This is a genomic window from Actinomyces marseillensis, from assembly GCF_900155605.1.
GTDB classification, from domain to species: domain Bacteria; phylum Actinomycetota; class Actinomycetes; order Actinomycetales; family Actinomycetaceae; genus Pauljensenia; species Pauljensenia marseillensis.
Map to the genome: position 1 here is coordinate 1,038,216 of NZ_LT707420.1, position 20,123 is coordinate 1,058,338.

At 56.7% G+C, this 20,123-nt stretch carries 18 protein-coding genes and 3 tRNA genes; 18 read left to right on the forward strand and 3 right to left on the reverse strand.

All coding sequences use genetic code 11. The features are described from left to right. The first annotated feature begins 88 nt into the window (after positions 1-88). The 3 genes from BQ8011_RS04515 to BQ8011_RS04525 all read left to right on the forward strand — a co-directional run bounded on the left by BQ8011_RS04515 (position 89) and on the right by BQ8011_RS04525 (position 1,648). Complete coding sequence (locus BQ8011_RS04515) at positions 89-478, forward strand: YccF domain-containing protein (RefSeq protein WP_072455220.1); 390 nt, start codon at positions 89-91, stop codon at positions 476-478. Between the two features lie 116 nt (positions 479-594). Next, positions 595-1,107: a Cys-tRNA(Pro) deacylase gene (gene ybaK / locus BQ8011_RS04520; RefSeq protein WP_009409047.1), complete on the forward strand. Its 513-nt coding sequence runs from the start codon at positions 595-597 to the stop codon at positions 1,105-1,107. Between the two features lie 97 nt (positions 1,108-1,204). Continuing rightward, positions 1,205-1,648: a bleomycin resistance protein gene (locus tag BQ8011_RS04525; protein ID WP_072455222.1), complete on the forward strand. Its 444-nt coding sequence runs from the start codon at positions 1,205-1,207 to the stop codon at positions 1,646-1,648. Between the two features lie 66 nt (positions 1,649-1,714). On the opposite strand, the gene BQ8011_RS04530 is transcribed toward BQ8011_RS04525, so the two are convergent. Next, positions 1,715-4,477 carry a DEAD/DEAH box helicase gene (locus tag BQ8011_RS04530; protein WP_072455224.1) on the reverse strand — a complete coding sequence of 921 codons (2,763 nt, stop codon included), beginning with the start codon at positions 4,475-4,477 and terminating at the stop codon, positions 1,715-1,717. Positions 4,478-4,635: 158 nt separating this feature from the next. Here BQ8011_RS04530 and BQ8011_RS04535 point away from each other — a divergent pair, with 158 nt between their 5' ends. From BQ8011_RS04535 to BQ8011_RS04565, 7 genes are all read left to right on the forward strand, one after another. Beyond that, on the forward strand, positions 4,636-6,114 hold the full coding sequence (locus BQ8011_RS04535; protein WP_072455226.1) for an alanine/glycine:cation symporter family protein: 1,479 nt from the start codon (positions 4,636-4,638) through the stop codon (positions 6,112-6,114). 27 nt (positions 6,115-6,141) lie between these two features. Beyond that, entirely contained in the window at positions 6,142-6,909 is a 768-nt protein-coding gene (locus tag BQ8011_RS04540) for a fumarylacetoacetate hydrolase family protein (RefSeq protein ID WP_072455228.1), read from the forward strand. 213 nt (positions 6,910-7,122) lie between these two features. Beyond that, positions 7,123-7,653 carry a hypothetical protein gene (locus tag BQ8011_RS04545; protein WP_072455230.1) on the forward strand — a complete coding sequence of 177 codons (531 nt, stop codon included), beginning with the start codon at positions 7,123-7,125 and terminating at the stop codon, positions 7,651-7,653. Between the two features lie 49 nt (positions 7,654-7,702). After that, positions 7,703-8,140 carry a glycohydrolase toxin TNT-related protein gene (locus tag BQ8011_RS04550; RefSeq protein ID WP_072455232.1) on the forward strand — a complete coding sequence of 146 codons (438 nt, stop codon included), beginning with the start codon at positions 7,703-7,705 and terminating at the stop codon, positions 8,138-8,140. Then, positions 8,137-8,661: a hypothetical protein gene (locus BQ8011_RS04555; RefSeq protein WP_072455234.1), complete on the forward strand. Its 525-nt coding sequence runs from the start codon at positions 8,137-8,139 to the stop codon at positions 8,659-8,661. Before BQ8011_RS04550 ends, BQ8011_RS04555 begins: the two co-directional genes overlap by 4 nt. Positions 8,662-8,862: 201 nt before the next feature. Then, positions 8,863-10,326 (forward strand): purine-cytosine permease family protein, encoded by a 1,464-nt coding sequence (locus BQ8011_RS04560; protein WP_072455236.1) that lies wholly within the window; start codon positions 8,863-8,865, stop codon positions 10,324-10,326. Between the two features lie 19 nt (positions 10,327-10,345). Beyond that, the gene (locus tag BQ8011_RS04565; protein ID WP_072455238.1) at positions 10,346-11,149 is read left to right on the forward strand and encodes a purine-nucleoside phosphorylase; all 804 of its coding nucleotides are present in this window, start codon (positions 10,346-10,348) and stop codon (positions 11,147-11,149) included. Positions 11,150-11,153: 4 nt separating this feature from the next. On the opposite strand, the gene BQ8011_RS04570 is transcribed toward BQ8011_RS04565, so the two are convergent. After that, the gene (locus tag BQ8011_RS04570; RefSeq protein WP_072455240.1) at positions 11,154-12,317 is read right to left on the reverse strand and encodes a MalY/PatB family protein; all 1,164 of its coding nucleotides are present in this window, start codon (positions 12,315-12,317) and stop codon (positions 11,154-11,156) included. A 201-nt stretch (positions 12,318-12,518) separates the two neighbouring features. On the opposite strand from BQ8011_RS04570, the gene gltX reads away from it, so the two are divergent. The 5 genes from gltX (at position 12,519) to BQ8011_RS04595 (ending at position 15,774) form a co-directional block, all read left to right on the forward strand. Next, on the forward strand, positions 12,519-14,027 hold the full coding sequence (gene gltX, locus BQ8011_RS04575; protein ID WP_072455242.1) for a glutamate--tRNA ligase: 1,509 nt from the start codon (positions 12,519-12,521) through the stop codon (positions 14,025-14,027). A gap of 228 nt (positions 14,028-14,255) precedes the next feature. Next, positions 14,256-14,330: transfer RNA gene (locus BQ8011_RS04580), tRNA-Gln, on the forward strand. Positions 14,331-14,352: 22 nt separating this feature from the next. Further along, positions 14,353-14,425 (forward strand) — tRNA-Glu (locus tag BQ8011_RS04585). A 54-nt stretch (positions 14,426-14,479) separates the two neighbouring features. Then, a tRNA-Glu gene (locus BQ8011_RS04590) sits at positions 14,480-14,552 on the forward strand. 88 nt (positions 14,553-14,640) lie between these two features. Next, positions 14,641-15,774: a glycosyltransferase family 4 protein gene (locus tag BQ8011_RS04595; RefSeq protein WP_072455244.1), complete on the forward strand. Its 1,134-nt coding sequence runs from the start codon at positions 14,641-14,643 to the stop codon at positions 15,772-15,774. On the opposite strand, the gene BQ8011_RS04600 is transcribed toward BQ8011_RS04595, so the two are convergent. Next, entirely contained in the window at positions 15,771-16,511 is a 741-nt protein-coding gene (locus tag BQ8011_RS04600) for an IclR family transcriptional regulator (RefSeq protein ID WP_034502660.1), read from the reverse strand. The two genes, BQ8011_RS04595 and BQ8011_RS04600, sit on opposite strands and share 4 nt — an antisense overlap. Positions 16,512-16,606: 95 nt before the next feature. On the opposite strand from BQ8011_RS04600, the gene leuC reads away from it, so the two are divergent. The 3 genes from leuC to murA all read left to right on the forward strand — a co-directional run bounded on the left by leuC (position 16,607) and on the right by murA (position 20,110). Next, entirely contained in the window at positions 16,607-18,025 is a 1,419-nt protein-coding gene (gene leuC / locus BQ8011_RS04605) for a 3-isopropylmalate dehydratase large subunit (protein WP_072457640.1), read from the forward strand. A gap of 20 nt (positions 18,026-18,045) precedes the next feature. Further along, positions 18,046-18,690: a 3-isopropylmalate dehydratase small subunit gene (gene leuD, locus BQ8011_RS04610; RefSeq protein WP_072455246.1), complete on the forward strand. Its 645-nt coding sequence runs from the start codon at positions 18,046-18,048 to the stop codon at positions 18,688-18,690. A 94-nt stretch (positions 18,691-18,784) separates the two neighbouring features. Continuing rightward, positions 18,785-20,110 carry a UDP-N-acetylglucosamine 1-carboxyvinyltransferase gene (murA, locus tag BQ8011_RS04615; protein WP_072455248.1) on the forward strand — a complete coding sequence of 442 codons (1,326 nt, stop codon included), beginning with the start codon at positions 18,785-18,787 and terminating at the stop codon, positions 20,108-20,110. Positions 20,111-20,123: the final 13 nt, after the last annotated feature.

Sequence of the window (20,123 nt, forward strand, 5' to 3'; positions counted from 1 at the left end):
AAATCAGGGGAGAATCAGGGGAAAACGAGCGCGAATTGAGGGACGGCTGTGCGAAACTTGTTGAACACAAGTTGATGGAAGGAAAGAGATGCGCTTCTGGCTCAATATTATTTGGCTGGTTTTCGGCGGTTTCGCACTGTTTTTGGACTACATCTTTTTCGGATTGCTCGCGTGCATTTTCATTGTGACGATCCCGGCGGGTATCGCCTCGTTCCGCATCGCGTCCTACGTGCTGTGGCCCTTCGGTAAGCGAGTTGTCCCGATGCCCGGAGCGGGTGCCGGTTCGGCGCTGATGAACCTGATTTGGTTCTTCGTTGCCGGTATTTGGTTGGCAATCGGACATGTCATCACTGCTTTCTTCCAGGCCATTACCATCATCGGTATTCCCTTGGCGATTGCCAATCTCAAGCTCATTCCGATCACTTGCTTCCCCTTCGGCAAGATGGTCATCGATGACCCGCAGGCGACCTTCGTCTAAAGTCTCGCTCCGCTATTTGCGGTGAAACTCAGGGCCGGGCTGATTTCCATCAGCCCGGTCGCTTTCTATGTCACTGAAGCCAAGAGAGTGCCTGCGTGGGACTTACACTGGGGGGTATGGCTCGCAAACACTCTAAAGATCACGCTTCAGGACCCACTCACGCAATTGAGGAATTAAACGAGGCCGGGGTTCCTTTCGTTGTTCACGAGTACGAGCATGATCCTTCCGCGCGTGCCTACGGTGAAGAAACCGTTGAGAAATTGGGGATTGATCCTGCGATTGCTTTCAAGACCTTGATGGTCAAGCTTGAGCCAACAGGGGAGTTCGTGGTGGGGTGTGTTCCCGCGCTTGCGCACCTGTCAATGAAGCTCATTGCCAAAGCTGCCGGGGCGAAGAACGCTGCGATGGCTGATCCTGCCGTTGCGCAGCGCCGTACGGGATATGTCGTTGGCGGGATTAGCCCTTTGGGGCAAACAACAAAGCATCGAATCTTTATTGATTCCTCATGTTTGGATCATGAAACGATGCTGGTATCGGGAGGTCGCAGGGGAGTGAGTGTAGAGCTGAGCCCGCTTGACCTAGCAGAAATTGTTGGTGCCGAGGTCGTCGACCTTGCAGCCCAGGCCTAATCGTCCGGAGTGGCGCACTTGTATATTTTCATTGCGCTCTCTGACTGATGCGATCGAGTTCACCTTCTGTATCTGGGCTGCCTGCTAGAGTGTGGCCATGACCTGCGAACCCGGGCTTGTTCCTGAACTTTCTGTCACCGATTACGAGGCCTCCCGGCATTTCTGGTGCGATTTGGTCGGTTTTTCTATCCGCTATGAGCGACCCGAAGAGGGATTTGGCTACCTTGTCTTGGGTAATGCGCACCTGATGCTTGATCAGATCAACCGGGGGAGGACGTGGGAGACCGGCGCCCTTGAGCCGCCGCTTGGTCGGGGGATCAACTTCGAGGTGCAGGTCGAGAACCTGGATACCGCATTGTGGCGTATCACGAACGCAGGCTGGCCAATCTTCGTTGAGCCTGAAGAGAAGTGGTATCGGGCAGGCGATATTGAGATCGGCGTCCGCCAGTTCTTGGTTCAGGATCCCGACGGCTATCTCCTGCGTCTTCAGCAGGAGATTGGCGAGCGCTCTGCGGGGGAGAGTGCTCGCAGCAATCTATGAAGCAGTCGCGGTAACAACTGAGAGCTATGCCGAAACCAGAGGCCGTGCAGGTATCGAAGTAGGCCCCTACCGCGCGTCGACCGTGAGCACTGTCAGAACCACCCGCTTTTCCTTGTCCGAGGCAGCCAGATCCACGAGTGCGGCAATTCGCCAGTCCATATTGCCTTCCGGATCCGTGATGGTCTGAGTCGCCAGCCAGACCGAACCGGTGGGAACGTCATCGACGGCCCGCGCAAGGGCCTCGAAACGACTGCGCTGATTGGCATTATCTCTGGCGGAGAAGGGCATCAGAGCCAAGATATCTTCGCCGCTGATCTCTTCCTCCAAAGCGCAGAGCGCCTGGGAACGCGCACTTTGATTGATATCGATCCAATCATGTTCGGCCCAGTAGCGTTCCAGGGCGTGATCCCAATCCTCACCAGTCCACGGCGCCGCCTCAGCGAAGAATCCATTGGCATCCGTGGCCTGCGCAGTTGCTCGCTCAACTCCATCAACATCATCGCGACTCATCAACTCAACAAATGTGAAGAGCGCTCGACGTACGGCATTGCGGAACGCATGACGATTTGCCGTGAAAGCGATTGCGCCGGACTCATCGGCTCCAAATGCGCGCTCAGCTCCGACGGCAGAAGGAACCCCTTCGGCCTCGACCAATTCTTTGCCGTTCATCATTGCTTCCCACTCGTCCAGAAGAGAAGAATCAACGCTGCGGATCAGATCAGCCAACCACGAAATCATCGACTCAAGTTCCTCGGTCATGATTTCTACTGGGATCACTTGACGCATCATCCGATAGGCATCACTGAGATAGCGCAAAATGACTCCCTCTGAGCGCCCCACGTCGTAACGGGAAATGAGCTCGGTGAAGGTCATGGCGTTTTCAATCATTTCGCGGATCACCGACTTCGGTGAGAGTTCAAGATCTCCCACCCACGGGTTTGAACGCGCATAGACACTGAATGCGGGGGAGAGGAGTTCTTCCAAAGGCTTTGGCCACGAGATCTTTTCTAGGGCAGCCATACGCTCGTCATACTCCATCCCCTGCGCTTTCATCGAGGCAACCGCTGCAGCTTTCGCCTGGTTTTCCTGTGCATACAGCAGGGGCCGGGGATCCTCAAGCACGGCCTCGACAATGGAAATCACGTCAAGGGCAAAAGACGGTGAATCCGGGTCGAGCAGCTCGAAGGCAGCCAAAGCAAAGGGAGAAAGCGGCTGATTGAGCGCAAAATCATCCGGCAGATCCGCAACCAACTGCAGCCTAGAGACACCCAACTCCCGAGCCTGAGCACTGGAGAGATGCTCGACAACCCCGGCTTGGAGAAGAGAAGTATAGATATCTGCAAGATGACGAATATGAGGGTTTGCAGGGAGCTGCGGATCATCGTTGTGAAGGGCCAAATGAACGAGATGCTCTGCAGGATCTCGCCCAGCATCCGCTGCGCCGCCCAACACGTTCAGAACCGTCGCGTGAGTCATCTCGAAGTGAGACTGCAATGCCTCGGGGTCAGCATCGCGTAGACGCTCAAAAGTTGAACGCGACCAGGTGATCTGGCCTTCCTTCGGACCGCTGCGCTTCTTCGACGCCTTCTTCTTAGCCCGCTTCGCCTCGCGCTCATCACGAGCCGCCTCCTGAACGGCAGTTAAACGAGCTCTTTCGCGCGCCGTTTCCACTTCATGCTCGGGGGCTAGAACACGAACAAAACCAACGGTATCGAAACCAGCGCGCCCCGCGCGCCCAGCAATCTGATGGAATTCACGTGAACGCAGATGACGCATCTTGCTTCCGTCAAACTTCACCAAGGAGGTGAGCAAAACCGTGCGAATTGGGACATTGATACCGACTCCAAGGGTGTCAGTTCCACAAATAACCGGAAGCAGTCCCTGCTGGGTCAGGCGCTCAACAAGTCGGCGATACCTGGGCAGCATTCCCGCGTGGTGAACCCCAATCCCGTGAGAAAGAAGGCCACGCAAAGTCTGCCCAAAACCCTTCGTAAACGACACTGTAGAAATCTCACGCGAAATCTGGGAACGAATTTCAGGAGAAATGAGCTTGCGATCGGTCAGAGCAGAGGCCGTATCAACCGCATCTTTTTGGGAGAAATGGACGATGTAGATCGGGTGGCGTCCCTCTGAAAGCAGGCGCTCGACCGTGTCCTGAAGAGTATCCACAACATAGTCGTATTCCAAGGGAACAGGCCGCTGCGCATCGGTAATTTCTACCGTCGGCCGTCCCGTACGATCTGTCCATTGCTTGCGGAAAACAGTGGTATCCCCAAGCGTCGCGCTCATTGCGATGAACTGCGGGCGCGTGAGCTCAAGGAGTGGAACCTGCCATGCCCAGCCTCGCTGGGGATCGGCATAGAAATGGAACTCATCCATAACAATCATGTCCGCGTCTAAAGTCGATCCCTCACGCAAGGACTGATTCGCCAAGATTTCCGCGGTGCAACAAATAATCGGAGCGTCCGCATTCAAAGACACGTCGCCTGTCACCATGCCAACGTTTTCAGCGCCAAAAAGCGCCACCAGATCAAAGAACTTCTCTGACACCAGTGCTTTCAAAGGCGCCGTGTAGTACGAGCGACCACCATGAGCCATCGACACAAAATGCGCAGCCAAAGCAATCATTGACTTGCCAGAGCCCGTGGGCGTTGCCGCAATGACGTGGTTTCCCGACAAAATTTCAATGAGAGACTCATCTTGGTGACGGTACAGGGGACGCCCCGTTGATGATGCCCACGATGAAAATGCCTCATACAGGGCATCGTCGTCGGTCAATACACCGCGATCTTCCAGATCATCGAGGAGTTCATTCAATGGCGCGCTCATGTTTCTATCTTCCCAGACGTCCCCTCATTTGCGTCCAGTTTCCGGCCGCGTTCAAAGAAAATACGTCAAGACCTGTAAACTGCTGGGCACACACCACCCGATCGGCCACCGCGCACCGGCGCTTGCGCACCACGGCCTCGTACGTATTGGAGAAACGAATGGCGAACCTCGCACAGTCCATCCAAAACATTGCTGACTGGATCACCCTGCACATCACAGTGTGGGTCCTCATCGGAACCGGTCTGTACTTGACTCTGCGCTCGCGATTCATGCAAATTCGCCAATTCCCCGAGATGATCCGGTCGATCTCGGGATCCCGCGGCGGTGCAAAGGGAGGGATTTCTTCCTTCCAAGCCTTCACGATCTCTCTGGCCGCGCGCGTGGGTGTCGGTAACGTTTTCGGCGTGGCCGTCGCTCTTCTCGTGGGTGGCCCGGGTGCAATCTTCTGGATGTGGGTCGTTGCCCTCGTCGGCATGGCGACCGCCTTCTTCGAGGCCACGCTTGCCCAGGTCTTTAAGGTTCGCTCCGCTGACGGAACCTTCCGCGGCGGTCCCGCGTACTACATTGCCCGCGGTATGAAGAACAAGATTCTGGCCAGCGTTTTCGCCATCATCACCGTTGTGACCTGCGCATTCGTCATTACGTCGGTGCAATCCAACGCGATCGCTTCGACTCTTCTGTCCGCTTTGAGCCCCTCGGCCCGTGAACCGATCGCGGGATTGGGAGGCCTGTCCAGCGCACACCTAGTCATCGCTGCTCTTCTCTTTGTGTTCTCCGCAATGGTGATCTTCGGCGGAATTAAGACCGTTGCTCGCGTGACTGAGTGGATGGCACCGATCATGGCCACCGTCTACGTCATCATGGTTGCCGTGATCTGTGTGCTGAACCTGCCCAAGTTCGGCGCTGTCATCGGTCAGATCTTTGCCGCAGCTTTCGCCCCGCAACCGACCCTTGCGGGATTAGGTGGTGGAATCCTCGCCGCGGTCATCAACGGTACGAAGCGCGGCCTCTTCTCGAACGAGGCCGGTCAGGGTACCGCCCCCAACGCCGCGGCAACCGCGACCGTATCGCACCCCGTTCGCCAGGGTCTCATCCAGTCTCTGGGCGTTTTCGTTGACACGATCATCGTCTGTACTGCAACCGCTTTCGTCATCTTGATTGCCGGCGAGAAGGTTTGGTCCAACCCCGAGGCAAATCCGGCAAACCTGACAACCCTTGCGGTTGCCGATCAACTGGGACAATGGACCATCATGCCCATGTCGATCCTGATCTTCGTTCTTGCTTACTCGTCCGTCATTGCGGCTTACGTCTACTCCGAAATCAACCTGTCGTTCGTTGTCAAGTCCAAGGCTGCAACCTGGGCAGTACGCATCATTTCCGTGGCCTCGGTCGTCATCGGTTCGCTGACCACCCTTGATCTGGTCTGGAACGCGGTTGATATTGCCATGGCCATTATGACCCTGACGAACCTGGTCGCCTTGATCGTCCTCGCCCCCTGGGGCTTGGGTGCCCTACGCGATTACGAGGCCCAGCGCAAGCGCGGAATTGCCGATCCAGTGTTTGTCGCGAAGGACAATCCGCTCCTTCCTGGCGACCTTCCCGGCGATGTGTGGGATGGGGAGACTACTTCGCGATAGGCTACTTGCGACACAAAGGAGGTCGTCATGCGTATCGCTCGTTTTTCTCAAGGAAGCTCGATTTACTACGGAGCTTTGGAGGATGAATCGACTCGAATCGTTGGCTTGAAGGGTGACCCACTGTTTTCGCCTGCTGAGCCCTCGGGCCAGATTTTCGAGCTGGACGAAGTGCGACTTCTCTCGCCTGTTATTCCTCGTTCCAAGGTTATTGGCTTGGGCGGGAATTACCCGGCTCCGGGTGCGCTTCCGAGCGATCCGCCTGCGCGCCCCAGCGTTTTCTTGAAGCCGAATACTACGGTGATTGGCCCCGATGACCCGATCGTCTTTCCTTCCTGGGGACAGGAAGTTTTTTACGAGGCCGAGCTTGCGGTGGTCATTAAAACCTTGGCCAAGGACGTGAGCGTTGAGGATGCTCCCTCGGTGGTGCTGGGTTATACCTGCGCAAACGACTTGACCGCGGCGGATGCTGCACGCGAGGACGGTGGCGCACTTGGTCGTGCCAAGAGCTGGGATACCGCGTGCCCTCTGGGGCCATGGATCACGGTCGGTTCTTCTTTCGACCCCGATAATGCCCAGATTACGTTGCGTATTAACGGGGAAGAGCGGGGGAGCGGGAGCACCTCGCAGATGGGATATTCAATCGCTCAGATCGTGTCCTATGTGTCGGGAATTTTCACTCTTCTGCCCGGTGATGTGATCTTGACGGGCACTCCTGCCGGAGGCCGCCTGAATTCCGGTGAACGCGTTGAAGTTGAGATTGAGGGCATTGGATCGCTGACAAACCTGGCGATGTAGCAATTATTTCTACTCGTAGTTTTCTTTGGGGTGGCCGCTTAACACGGTCACCCCAAGGTTTTTGATGGCCACATTGTGACGTCAAATCTCTTGAAATTTGGTAGAGAGTCGCTCTGTGGATGTAGCGTAAAAGCATGGCAGCTTTGTCGGGTTTGAGCACATTTAAAAGACGCTACGTTTCGGTGAAGACAAGGATGCCTGAGGAGGTGCCTAATGGACTTTGCTGATCGTCTCGCCGAGGTGCTTTATGATGCCTGGGGTATGAAGGTCACTGGGAGCTTCGCCGCTGCCGGCGAGCTTGTCTTCAATGCAGGCGTTTTTGCTGCTCCCCACGAAGAGGCCGATTACCAAGAGGGTGTCTATTCCTTCTACTACTGCGAGCGTAGCTCCAGAGGTGCTGCCCTGTTCCAGACGACTAATCGGAACGTTTTCGACCACTGTCTACTTCAGTACTATGGAAATCCTCTGCGCAGTCGATACGGTTTTCCCAAATTGACACTGGGAGACACTGCTTCGATCCGTTCGGGGTGGACAATGGATCACACGGGTTCTTCGCTTCGACATGATTACCTGGGGATTCGCTCAGACGACGGGACCTTCTATCCGTGCGAAACGAGCGATTTTCGCCTGCTTGCAGGTCTTTCTCACGTGGTTGAGTATTCGCCGCTCGACGTGTTGGACTGTTACTTGCGTGAGGATGCTGCGCCGCTTTTATCGCAGTGGCTTTTGAAGCCCGCAGGATGACCTGTTTCGTGGCATATGATGGGGAATAGCTCGCGGAAAGGTGAAATACATGGATTCAACGACACCAGAGCCTAAGGAACCGCAGGGTCCTTGGCGTTGGTTGATGGACAGTGAAGAGGTGAGTTCTTCACTGCTGCGTTCCAGCATTGAGCAGTTCACCAGCTTGGAGGCCTACACCTCTAAGTACGGCGACATGGTCGATATGATCGGCTACCCCTATCTTTCGCGCGTGTGGCAGGTCGACCCGAATGGTAAGCCCTATTCTTTCCAGCAGCGCTGCCTGGCAATCACCGATGTCCACTCGCCCTACTACGCGTATACGATTGCGAAGCTTCCCGTATATGCGTTGATCGTGACCGGAGTGACTGCACCGAACTTCGGTGCGAAAGGCGGCGCGCGGGAGGTACGTTTTATCTACGGTGGTGAGCTTCTCACAGTCGCCGAGTGCGTTGAACTGGGTATCTTGAAGGGACGGTCTCTGTCATGAGTACTACCAGTCAACTGATTGAATTCGCTAAATCTTCTGGCGCTTTCTGGATGAATCGCGGCACTGGTATCGCGCTGACGTGGGATAGCGGTATTTACTGGCATAATTTGTGGACCGAAAGCGATGATCAGGGCACTTTGCTGTACAAGTATGGTCCCAGTGAGCGTTGGGAGGATCGCTCGACTTTCGTTGCTTCGCCCTTCGAGGATTGGACGGCGAAGGGCGCGATTATCCACGTGGGCGAGTTCGCACGTAGTTATCGAGGTTGGGATCCGATCATCATTCCGCAGGTTGATTCTGATCCCGTTGCTCATCCTTACGTGTATTCGCAGTTCTTTCCGTGGGTTGGAGGGCTTGAGTTGGATGGAAAAGTCCTGCCTTTGACCGTCCGCACAGTGTTCCCCACCCATCGAGAACTCACTGCGTTTGCGCATATTGCGACCCTTGATTCGCAGACGCTTCTTGACGCGTATATGTCTGAAGATGGTGGAATTCTGCGGAACTGGGTTCGTCGTAGTTAGTTGTTTGATTTTCGAGGCCGAGGCAGCCGGGTGGGCGTGTTGAGTTCATCCGGCGGCTTTTTCCTCCTGCGAAGGTGTGGGCAATCCCTCGAATCAGTTTCGTGAGTATCTGACCTTGGTCTGCTCGCTTTCCCTATAGTTCATAGTGTGGATTGAGAGCCACATGAACTGCGGCAACACGAATGCAGAGGAGCATTGTTCATGAGTGAGACCACTCAGGTTTCGTCTGGTCTAAACATCGAGATGGCCGGCCTAGATGTGATCCCCGAATCCGAAAGAAAAGGCACACCATCGTCCTTATTCATGCCTTGGTTTGCCGCTAATATCTCTGTCCTCGGTATTTCCTGGGGTTCGTGGGTGCTGGGCTTTGGCCTTTCGCTCACGCAGGCGATCCTTGTGAGCGTTGTTGGCGTTGCACTCTCATTCCTTCTGTGTGGACTGATCGCTATCGCCGGCAAGCGAGGATCTGCACCAACCCTAGTGCTCTCTCGCGCGGCATTCGGATATAACGGAAACCGTATCTCCGCAGCAATCTCCTGGATCCTCACTGTTGGGTGGGAGACCTTCCTTGCCATCATGGCGGTTCAGGCAACCGCGACCGTCATGGGAGCGCTTGGTTTCAGCAACCACCTGCTTGCACAGATCATCGCCTTGGTCGTTGTTGTTGTCCTTGCAGCAGGAGCGGGCATCCTCGGATTTGAAGCGATCATGAAGGTCCAAACGTGGATCACCTGGGCGACGGCAATCCTCACGATCGTCTACCTTCTGCTCTCGGCCTCGACAATCAACTTCGCGGTCCTTTCTGCACGTCCCGCGGCGCCCTTCGCAATGCTCCTGGGTGCGATGTGCATGCTCATGGTTGGTTTTGGTTTTGGATGGATTAACGCAGCAGCGGACTATTCGCGCTACCTTCCTCGTAAGGCCTCAACCGCCGGTGTCGTCGGCTGGACGACCGCAGGTGCTGCGCTACCTGTCATTATCTTGGTGATCTTCGGTGTGCTGTTGGTTGGCTCCAACTATGACACTCTCTCTGAAGCCATCGGCAACGATCCGATTGGCGCGCTGACAACAATTCTTCCAACCTGGTTCCTGATCCCCTTTGCGATCGTTGCAATTCTTGGTCTTGTTGGTGGAATTGTTATGGATATCTATTCCTCTGGCCTTTCGCTGTTGGCAACTGGCGTGCCGGTTACCCGCCCCGTAGCCACCGCAATCGACGGCACCATCATGACCATCGGAACGATCATCGTTGTCTTCTTCGCTGATTCTTTCCTCACTCCTTTCACTGCCTTCCTCACAACCCTTGGCGTGGTCATTGCCACCTGGGGCGGTGTCATGCTTGCTGACATCGCGCTCCGTCATCAGGACTACGACGAGCCCTCACTCTTCACATCAACGGGACGCTACGGTTCCGTTAACTGGGGAGCAATCGTCACACTGGCTGTCGGTTCCTTCGTTGGCTGGGGCTTTGTTGTCAATGCGAATGCCTCGTGGCTCGCGTGGCAGGGCTATCTCCTTGGTCCGATCGGAGGTCGAGAGGGAGATTGGGCCGGTTCAAACATCGGAATCCTTCTTGCCCTTCTCGTAGGCTTCTGCGGATATTGGCTGACCAGTGCGCGTCGCGTTCGTACGCAGGAAGCCACGCCTTCCCACACGCTCGGCTAAAAGTTGAGGAAGGTGTGCTTTGACAGCTGATCCCCGTTTTTCTTCTGTTCTTTTCGACCCCGAGGCCACTGCCGCCGCGGAGCAGATTCGCGCCCTTTGCGGGGGAGCTCCCTTCGCATTGGTCGTCTTGGGGTCGGGCTTAGCGGATGCTCTTAATGACCAGTGGGGAGTGCCATCGGCCTCGCAGCCTTTGGGGTCACTTCCCGGTGTGAGCGCCCCGGTTGCGGATGGACACCGCAATGAACTTCGTGTCTACATGCGCGAATGCGGCCCCGTTCTGGTCGCAACCGGACGAACTCATCTGTATGAGGGACACGGGCCTCTTACTGTCACCGCGCTGATCCGTGCGGCTGCGTGCGCGGGTATCCAACGCGCAATTGTGACCAATGCGAATGGATGCCTGCGCGACTGGTCCTTGGGTGATGTCATGATCATTACGGATCACATGAATCTCAGCGGTTCCTCGCCATTTGATGGGCCACTGTTTGTCGATATCTCACAGGTTTGGGACAGTGAGATGAGCAAGGGGATGCGTGAGCACTGTGGTCGAGAGGGGACTTACGCCTTCCTTCGTGGGCCTGAGTATCAAACAGGTGCAGAAAGTCGAGCCTTAGTGCAATTGGGTGCCGATTGCGTTGGAATGTCGACCGTTCTTGAGGCGATAACCGCTCATGCACTCGGAGTCCGTGTTGCCGGTATGTCAGTTGTCTCAGACCTGTCTTTCGCCCAGGCAGAAACCGACCCGCAAGACGTTGTGGATGCCGCGCGAAAGGCATCCACAACGGTCGTTGCCGGTATCGAGGCCGCGCTCGCCGTGGACTGAAGGGCTAAAGAACTCCCAGAACCCGCGAAAGCATCTCTTCGGCCACCTTTGGTGGGCACGCGAGGTTCATTCGTGCCCACTTCGAGTAATTCGCGCCCAGTGTGATTCCCGCATTAACCGCAATATGTGCGCGTTCAAGCAGCACACTCGCGGGGGAGTCCCCAAATTGCGGATAGGCCTCGAATCCCCACCACGTCAGGTAGGTTGCCTGCGGGGGATGGAAATCAATCTTCGTGGAAGCAAGTGCCTCGCCCACAGTGCGAATATTGCCTTCGATGACCTCAAAAATCTCACGCTGCCACTCGTCACCGTTCGTGTAGGCCTCGATCGAACCCAAGGCACCAATCGTCGACATTGAATGGGGGAGTTTCTCTTGACAGATGCAGTCCCAGCGCTCGCGAAGTCCCTCATCTGGAATGATGACCTGCGCATTGGGCAAGCCCGCAATGTTCCAGCCTTTTGTCGCCGCGGTTGCGGTAATTGTATGGGAAGCAAACTCTGCGCCCATCCGCGCATAAGAAACAAAATCGCGACCACTCAAAACCAAGGGGGAGTGGATCTCGTCAGAAAACACCAGCGCGTCGTAGCGCGACACGAGCTCTTGTAAGGCTCGCATTTCCGCCTCGGTGAGGACGCGCCCCACTGGGTTCCATGGGTTGCACAAGATGACCAAGCCAGCGCCGGCCTCGAGGCCCGCCTTAATTCCATCAAGATCCAGCGTCCACCCGCCGGGGTAGGCATCGCCGTGGAGGGAAGGAACTTCGATGACGGAGTGCCCCAGTGCAGGTGGGATCGTCAAGAAAGGCATGTAGGCGGGAGTCGGGACAATGACCGGGGATCCTGGGCGAACCAGGTACTGAATCATCGCCTCCAGGGCTGGAAGAACCGCAGGAGCAACCCTCACCGCTTTCGGATCCAGATCCCAACCAAAACGCTTCTTCTGGAAAGCGGCGGTCGCCTCGGAAACTGCGGGGGCGAGCCACGTCGGGTTGTAGCCCAAAAGCCCGTCCTGAATCGCCGAAACCATGACCTTCTCAACGCAAGGAGCGGTGCCGAAATCCATTTCAGCAACCCAAGCACCCAAAACATCGCTGCCATCGGCGGGCTTAATGCCTGTCCACTTCAACGAGCCGATGCGACATAGCTCTTCAGCGCTACGAAATTCCATGCCATAGCTTCTTTCACGATCGTTCGAGGTGGCCTCCAGACGAGGCCGGGAATGTGAGCTGGCTCCCATTGTATGGCTTTGGATTCATATTCGGAATTCGCCTTGTCGCTCAAAGGAAAGTGACGCACCTATCCCGCCACCAGCCTCGCCGGTGGAAAGAATGTGCACGGGGGCAAATTCTGGGAGCTAAACTTAGAAATTATGAGTGTGACTACCGCAAGTGGCGCCGATGTTCGCGTCCGATTCTGCCCTTCGCCAACTGGAACTCCTCACGTGGGAATGGTCCGCACCTGCCTCTTCAACTGGGCATACGCGCGCCACACCGGAGGCACCTTCGTCTTCCGTATTGAAGACACCGATGCTGCTCGCGATTCCCAGGAATCTTTCGATCAGATTCTTGATTCGCTGCGTTGGCTGGGCCTGGATTGGGATGAAGGCGTCGGTAAGGGAGGCCCGCACCCGCCGTACCGCCAGAGCGAGCGCATGGACATCTACCGTGATGTCGCGGCAAAGCTCCTCGAAGCCGGCTATGCCTACGAGTCCTACTCGACTCCCGAAGAGGTCGAAGCTCGCCACATCGCAAAGGGTGAGGATCCCAAGCTTGGTTACGACGGCTTTGATCGTGATCTGACCGAAGAACAGATTGCCGCCTACCGCGCCGAGGGACGCAAGCCGGTTCTGCGCCTACGCATGCCCGATGAGGACATTACCTTCACCGACCTGATTCGCGGCGAGATCACCTTCAAGCCCGGTTCGGTTCCGGACTACGTCATTGTCCGCGCCAATGGTCACCCGCTGTACACGCTGGTCAACCCCGTTGATGACGCGCTCATGGAAATCACGCACGTCCTGCGTGGTGAAGACCTGCTCTCTTCGACGCCTCGCCAGATCGTCCTCTACCGAGCGCTGGAAGAACTGGGTATTGCCAAGTTCATGCCTCGCTTCGGCCACCTGCCCTACGTGATGGGCGAAGGCAATAAGAAACTCTCCAAGCGCGATCCTGAATCGAACCTGCTCCTGCATCGCGAAGCCGGAATGATCCCTGAGGGCCTGAACAACTACCTCGCGCTGCTGGGATGGTCGATCAGCCCCGATAATGATGTCTTCTCCATGGAAGAGATGGCCGCGGCCTTCGATATTTCCGACGTGAACCCGAACCCCGCGCGTTTCGACCCCAAGAAGTGCATTGCGATCAATGCTGAGCACATCCGCCTGCTTGAGCCCGATGATTTCCGAGGTCGCATCGTCCCCTTCCTTCACCGCGAAGGTTTGGTGTCGGCTGATTCCTACGACGAGCTGACCGCTGGCGAACAGAAGATTATGCAGCACGCTTCTCCGCTCATTCAGACGCGTATTCAGCTGCTGGGCGAGGCCCCCGGAATGCTGGGCTTCCTCTTCACTGAGGATGACGCGCTTGAACTGGACGAGAAGTCCGTATCGAAGCTCAAGGAGAACGCTCCTGAGGTTCTGGATACAACGATCCGCTTCATCGAGAACTATGACGGCCCCTTCGAAACTGAAGCTCTTGAGCATGCGTTGCGCGAGCTGATTGTTGAGGGCATGGATATCAAGCCGCGTATTGCTTTTGGCCCGATTCGTGTGGCAGTGACGGGACGCCAGGTGTCACCGCCGCTGTTTGAATCCATGGAAATCTTGGGTCGTGAGAGTGTGCTCAATCGTCTGCATTCATTGCGCAACCGACTGGGCTAAACTGGTCATCACCTGAGATGGCTGACGCCGCGCGCCAGCACCATAATCGGCCGCAGGAAGTGGGATGGAGCTGGAGCCTAAGGGCTCCGGTGGAGGACTCACTTCCTGCGGTTCTCCATATATGCCGCACTATGATCAGTGCCACGTTCCTGCGATTTGGCAAGTAGAGCGCAGTTCGCTATTCTTTTCTCTTGTCGCCGCTTCGGTCTGACCGAACGGATTGCGCCATGGGGTATGGTGTAATTGGCAGCACGAGTGATTCTGGTTCATTTAGTCTAGGTTCGAGTCCTGGTACCCCAGCCATCGCAAAGAAATTTGCGAGAAGGCCCCCATCGTCTAGCGGCCTAGGACGACGCCCTCTCACGGCGTTAACACCGGTTCAAATCCGGTTGGGGGTACGATTCTTTTCCACGCTTTGTTGTGTGAAAGAACAGCGCACGTTGTGGCGCGCCGCCCCCATCGTCTAGCGGCCTAGGACGACGCCCTCTCACGGCGTTAACACCGGTTCAAATCCGGTTGGGGGTACAACTCTTCGCAGGGCTTCGGCCCTGCTTTTTTGTTATCCAAAGATTGCTACCCAAGTGCTGCCCGTCAAGCATGTAAGAATGACACCATGCGCATTATTTTGGTCTCCGATACTTTCCGTCCCACCATGGGCGGAATTGAAACGCAGGTGGGTGCCCTTGCTGACCACCTCCACGCCCGAGGCCACGAAATAGTTGTTCTCACCTGCACGCCTGAGGGCACGCAGGTCGAGCCTTGCCCCTATACGGTTCTGCGCTCGACATGGTCGAATCCATTTGGTGCCCCCGTTGATCCGAAGGCGCCTCGGCGCTTCCGTGACTTCATTACGCGTTTTCGCCCCGATGTCGTCCACTACCACATGGGTGAACTTACGCCGGTCGTTCAATCCCTTGTGCTGCGCCTCAAAGACTCTGGGATCCCTCAGGTCGTCACCGTGCACTCGCTGTGGGATCGACGCCTGACAATTCCGAGCTTCACTGCCATCGCGCGTAGATCGGGGCTCAACACGGCTCCGATCATCTGGACGGGTGTTTCACAGCTCGTCAATGACCAGATTCGAGCGGTCATGGGGGAGGGCGTTCAGATCGGTACTTTGCACAACGGCGTTGATCTGTCTCCATGGCAGCGTCCACCCCTTGCTCACGAGGGAATCCTTGCTGTCACGGCAACCCGCTTTGCGCCTCGAAAGCGCGTGGATGCGCTCATCGATATCCTCGCAGAGACCTCTCGCCGCTGGAATTCCTACTATCGCCGAGGCGACGCTTCCGTTTTCCCCTTGCGTGCGGTCATCGCGGGTGAGGGACCGCTTTTCAATGCCACTGTGCGCAAGGTTGACAAGTATGACCTGGGGGAGTGGGTTCTTCTTCCGGGACGTATGAGCGCCGGTCAGCTACAGGACCTGTATTCGCGAGCGGATATTTTCCTTGCCCCCTCGATCAAAGAATCTGCCTCGATCGCGGGACGTGAAGCCCTAGCCTCTGGACTCGCAGTGATGACGCGTTCACAATCTGGACTTGCCGAAGTGGTTGAGAACGGCGTGAATGGGTGGAGTCTTGACAGCGACGAGGACATGATTGAAACGCTCGTGGGCGTACTCGACCGTCCCGAATGCCTCAGCGACATTCGTGCGCACAACATGAGCGCCAGTTTCCCCTTCTCGTGGGAGAAGGTCATTGACTCAACGGAGGAGTATTACCGGCGCGCGATTGCTGCCGTGTCTTAGTCTTCCATTCCCTCGGCGGAGCGGAGGAAATCAGAGAGCCTATTGGCTGCCGCAACCGCGGAGGGGCCGTGCTGGCGTCCCGGTTGGCGTCCCATGCGCTCGACGGGACCAGAAATTGAGATCGCGGCCAGCACTCGGCCGGATGGGCCTCGAACGGGGGCGGAAACCGATGCGACGCCAGGCTCGCGTTCTGCAACCGACTGTGCCCAGCCTCGGCGACGAACTTGCGCAAGCATTGTTGCGTTGAAGGTGGCGCCGTACAGGCCTCGGTGCAAGCGGTCGGGTTCTTCCCATGCAAGAAGAACCTGCGCGGCAGAACCTGCCTTCATGGTGAGGGTCGCGCCAACGGGAATGGAATCGCGAAGACCCATTTCGCGTTCAGAAGCGGCAACGCATACGCGGAAGTCGCCTTGACGACGGAAAAGCTGTGTTGATTCCTTGGTGTGATTGCGCAAGGCAATCAGAACAGGCATCGCGGCCGCAAGCAGACGGTCCTCGCCAGCAGAGGAGGCGAGTTCTTGGAGACGTGGCCCCAAAACGAAACGTCCCTGCATGTCGCGTGCAACGAAGCGGTGATACTCCAACGCGACGGCCAGGCGGTGTGCTGTTGGGCGTGCAAGACCCGTTGTTGCGACCAACTGTGCAAGGGGGGCCGGACCTGCTTCGAGGGCGCTCAAAACCAACGCGGCTTTATCTAGAACGCCAACTCCACTTCCAAAGGCTTCTGAGTCCTCCATGATGCTATTTTCACATCTCAGTAAATGAGATATCAAGTCCAACTCCACTGTAAGTGTCAATCATGGGAAGAAAGAAGTCGAAGAAGGAGCGGGAAATGAGTGGAACGCTGGCCGAAAAGGTCTGGGCTGATCACGTAGTTGTACATGGGGAAGACGGGGCCCCGGACCTGCTCTACATCGACTTGCATCTTGTTCACGAAGTGACCAGCCCCCAGGCATTTGACGGTCTGCGTATGGCTGGGCGCAAGGTGCGTCGCCCCGATCTGACAATCGCAACCGAAGACCACAACACCCCCACCGTCGATATTGATCTCCCGATCGCAGATATCACCAGCCGCACGCAGATCGAGACCCTGCGCAAGAACGCGAAGGAATTTGGTATCCGCTTGCACTCCCTGGGTGACGCCGATCAGGGCATCGTTCACGTCGTCGGCCCACAGCTTGGACTTACTCAGCCCGGCATGACAATCGTCTGCGGTGACTCGCACACCTCGACGCACGGTGCTTTTGGAGCCCTGGCAATGGGAATTGGAACCAGCCAGGTCGAGCATGTTCTTGCCACTCAGACGCTCCCCATGGCTCCTTTCAAGACGATGGCTATTACTGTGAACGGTTCTCTGCCCAAGGGCGCGACCGCAAAAGACATCATCTTGGCTGTGATTTCGAAGATCGGAACCGGTGGGGGACAGGGGTACGTCCTCGAGTATCGCGGTCAGGCAATTCGCGAGCTTTCAATGGAAGGCCGCATGACCGTGTGCAATATGTCCATCGAGGCCGGTGCTCGCGCCGGGATGGTCGCTCCCGATGAGACGACCTTCGCCTACCTCAAGGGACGTCCCCACGCTCCTCAAGGCGAAGACTGGGATCGCGCCGTCGAATACTGGAAGACACTCCACTCCGATGAAGATGCGGTTTTCGACGCCGAGATTATTTTGAATGCCGAAGACCTCGAACCCTTCGTGACTTGGGGAACCAACCCCGGACAGGGCGTTCCTCTGTCTGGACGAGTTCCCAACCCCGAGGACTTCACCGATGAGACCTTGCGTGCGGCCGCAAAGAAGGCTCTGGACTACATGGGCCTCGAAGCCGGCACCCCGATGCGCGATATCAAGGTCGACACCGTCTTCCTAGGTTCATGCACGAATGGCCGCATTGAAGACCTTCGAGCCGCCGCCGAAATCATCCGTGGCCGCGAAAAAGCCCCGGGAGTGCGCATGTTGGTCGTCCCCGGTTCAGCACGTGTTCGTCTTCAGGCCGAGGCCGAAGGCCTAGATAAAGTCTTCACGAATTTCGGCGCGGAATGGCGCAATGCTGGCTGTTCAATGTGCCTGGGAATGAATCCCGACCAGCTGGCGCCTCAAGAACGCTCCGCGTCGACCTCAAATCGTAACTTTGAAGGTCGCCAAGGAAAGCTCTCACGCACACACTTGGTTTCCCCACTGGTTGCAGCAGCAACCGCGATTCGTGGAACCCTGTCCTCGCCCGCCGACCTGGATGAACCGGCTCAGCGCTGATACACACCGAAGGAAAACTCATGGAAAAGTTCATTTCGCACACAGGTATTGGTGTCCCGCTCCGCCGCTCAAATGTCGACACCGACCAGATCATTCCGGCGGTCTTCTTGAAGCGCGTCACAAAGACCGGCTTCGATGACGCGCTGTTTTACGCATGGCGCCGTGAGCCTGACTTCATTTTGAATCGCGAACCCTACAACCAAGGATCGGTCTTGGTCGCTGGGCCTGATTTTGGAACCGGTTCATCGCGCGAGCATGCCGTGTGGGCACTTCGCGACTACGGCTTTAAGGTGGTCCTTGCCCCCAAGTTTGCCGACATTTTCCGCGGAAACGCGGGCAAGCAAGGCCTCGTTACCGGAATTATCAGCCAGGAGGACTGCGAGAAGCTCTGGGAACTGCTCGAAGCTGAGCCCGGCGCACAAATCACGGTTTCTTTGGAAGATAAGACGGCGCGCCTCGGCGATTTCACCTGCACTTTTGAGATCGATGACTACGTGCGCTGGACACTGATGGAAGGCCTAGACGATATCGCCTTGACCTTGCGTCACGAGGCAGAAATTACCGCCTACGAAGAGCGCAGGCCGTCCTTCAAACCGAAGACACTTCCTGCGAAGGCTCTTCCCCTGCAACTGGTTGTTTCTGCACGTCCCGTCGCCTCTGAGTAGTTCGCCACCCGCAAAAGGTGCCCGAAGCGCACGCAGATGAGGGCGAGCTGCTCTAAAGTGGTCACAGAAAGTCGACAGCTAGGAGACCAGCAAGATGTCCTCGATTCTGCGAGTTGAAGGTGGCCACCCGCTTCAGGGCACCATTACCGTGCGCGGAGCAAAGAACTTTGTTCCCAAAGCGATGGTTGCATCGCTGCTGGCCGACACACCCTCGGAGCTCTACAACGTCCCTCTGATTCGTGATGTTGACGTGGTGTCTGACCTATTGTCCCTCCACGGGGTCAAGGTTGACTACGACCAAGAGCGCGGCAAATTGCGCATGGATCCCGCGAATGTTCGCGTGGCCTCGCGCTCTGATATTGACACTCTTGCGGGAGCTTCGCGCATTCCGATCCTGTTCTGCGGGCCTCTTCTCCACCAGCTCGGCGAAGCATTCATTCCGGAACTGGGAGGATGCGCGATCGGTGGCCGTCCCATCGACTTCCACTTGGAGACCTTACGTAAGTTCGGCGCGATCGTTGAAAAACAGCCCGATGGTGTTCACATCAAGCGCCCTTCCTCCGGGCTTCACGGCGCAATCATTGAACTTCCCTTCCCCTCCGTTGGCGCGACTGAACAAACCCTGCTGACGGCAGTGCGCAACGATGGCATCACGACCTTGAAGGGCGCGGCAATCGAGCCCGAAATTATGGACCTCATCAACGTTCTTCAGAAGATGGGCGCCATCATTTCCGTCGATACTGACCGCACCATCCGCATCGAAGGCGTGCAAACCCTCAGCGGATACCGCCACACCGCACTTCCTGACCGCATCGAGGCCGCATCTTGGGGCGCGGCAGCCCTGGCCACACACGGTGACATTTACGTTCGAGGCGCACACCAGCCGGATATGACGACCTTCCTCAACACCTTCCGTAAGGTTGGCGGTGCTTTCGACATCGATTCGGAAGGTATCCGCTTCTATCATCCCGGCGGCGAATTGCATTCCATTGCTTTGGAAACCGCCGTTCACCCCGGTTTCATGACTGACTGGCAGCAGCCTCTTGTCGTTGCTCTTACTCAGGCCGAAGGCTTGTCCATCGTTCATGAAACCGTGTATGAAAACCGCTTCGGTTTCACCTCTGCGCTGCGCCAAATGGGTGCAAATATTCAGGTTTACCGTGAGTGCTTGGGCGGAACACCGTGTCGTTTTGGCCAGAAGAACTACTATCACTCAGCCGTTATCTCGGGGCCGACGCCTCTTCATGCTGCAGACATCGTTGTTCCTGACCTTCGCGGTGGATTCTCGCACTTGATTGCCGCCCTGGCCGCCTCGGGAACCTCAACCGTTTCGGGTATCGACGTGATTTCGCGCGGATACGAGCATTTCATCCGCAAACTGCGCGAGCTGGACGCACGCGTCGAATACACGGACCGCTGAGTTTTTCCTAAGA